General features: G+C 55.3%; 3 protein-coding genes and 2 pseudogenes. All 5 read left to right on the forward strand.

Annotated elements, in window-relative coordinates; genetic code table 11:
• Window positions 1-87 (forward strand): annotated as a pseudogene (locus WES_RS24125) (phage tail protein); the annotation flags it as partial.
• Between the two features lie 12 nt (window positions 88-99).
• Window positions 100-618 (forward strand): phage major tail tube protein, encoded by a 519-nt coding sequence (locus tag WES_RS07855; protein WP_001251408.1) that lies wholly within the window; start codon window positions 100-102, stop codon window positions 616-618.
• Between the two features lie 56 nt (window positions 619-674).
• Window positions 675-950, forward strand: a complete 276-nt coding sequence (locus WES_RS07850; protein ID WP_001031303.1) for a phage tail assembly protein — start codon at window positions 675-677, stop codon at window positions 948-950.
• On the forward strand, window positions 947-1,102 hold the full coding sequence (locus WES_RS0121585; RefSeq protein ID WP_000143832.1) for a GpE family phage tail protein: 156 nt from the start codon (window positions 947-949) through the stop codon (window positions 1,100-1,102). Before WES_RS07850 ends, WES_RS0121585 begins: the two co-directional genes overlap by 4 nt.
• Window positions 1,095-1,438, forward strand: a pseudogene (locus WES_RS07845) (phage tail tape measure protein); the annotation flags it as partial. The gene WES_RS0121585 and the pseudogene WES_RS07845, both read left to right, overlap by 8 nt.

Genomic DNA, 1,438 nt, shown 5'->3' on the forward strand with positions numbered 1-1,438 from the left:
GTGCCTCCTCTCGAAAACCTGACCCTGCGCCAGCGTATTACTTCAAGATACCTGGCAAGTCTGGTCACCTCGGTTAACAGCAATTAAGGAGCCTGACCGATGGCAATGCCGCGCAAACTCAAGTTAATGAACGTCTTTCTGAACGGCTACAGCTATCAGGGCGTCGCGAAGTCCGTCACGCTGCCAAAACTGACCCGTAAGCTCGAAAACTATCGCGGTGCGGGGATGAACGGTAGCGCACCGGTAGACCTCGGCCTTGATGATGATGCTCTGTCAATGGAGTGGTCGCTCGGGGGCTTCCCGGATTCGGTTATCTGGGAACTTTACGCCGCAACTGGTGTGGATGCCGTGCCGATTCGTTTTGCAGGCTCTTACCAGCGTGACGATACCGGCGAAACGGTGGCCGTCGAAGTGGTCATGCGTGGCCGTCAGAAAGAAATCGACACCGGCGAGGGTAAACAGGGAGAAGACACCGAGTCGAAAATCTCCGTGGTCTGCACCTATTTCCGGCTGACGATGGACGGTAAGGAGCTGGTCGAAATTGACACCATCAACATGATTGAGAAGGTGAACGGCGTCGACCGGCTGGAGCAACACCGCCGCAATATCGGCCTGTGATTTTCATCCGGTCAGCCTGGCTGACCGGTTAACCCCGATTCAGAAGTGAGAAAACCATGAACAAAGAAAATGTGATTACCCTGGATAATCCGGTTAAGCGTGGTGAGCAGGTTATCGAACAGGTCACGCTGATGAAACCCAATGCGGGGACGCTGCGCGGTGTCAGTCTGGCTGCGGTCGCAAACTCCGAAGTCGATGCACTGATTAAAGTGCTGCCGCGCATGACGGCACCGATGCTGACTGAGCAGGAGGTCGCCGCGCTGGAGCTGCCTGACCTTGTGGCGCTGGCCGGTAAGGTGGTCGGTTTTTTGTCGCCGAACTCGGTGCAGTGACGTTTCCGAAAAATCTCTCGGTCGATGACCTGATGGCGGATGTGGCAGTGGTATTTCACTGGCCGCCATCAGAACTGTATCCCATGAGCCTGACCGAACTCATCACATGGCGCGAAAAGGCGCTCCGGCGAAGCGGAAACACGAATGAGTAACAATGTAAAATTACAGGTATTGCTCAGGGCTGTTGACCAGGCATCCCGCCCGTTTAAATCCATCCGTACAGCGAGTAAGTCGCTGTCGGGGGATATCCGGGAAACACAAAAATCACTGCGCGAGCTGAATGGTCAGGCATCCCGTATTGAGGGATTTCGCAAGACCAGTGCACAGCTTGCCGTGACTGGTCATGCACTTGAAAAGGCTCGGCAGGAAGCCGAAGCCCTTGCCACACAGTTTAAAAACACCGAACGTCCGACCCGTGCTCAGGCGAAAGTGCTGGAATCCGCAAAGCGTGCGGCGGAGGACTTACAGGCGAAATATAACCGCCTGAC

It is taken from the genome of Escherichia sp. KTE31, from assembly GCF_000407925.1.
Classification (GTDB): domain Bacteria; phylum Pseudomonadota; class Gammaproteobacteria; order Enterobacterales; family Enterobacteriaceae; genus Escherichia; species Escherichia ruysiae.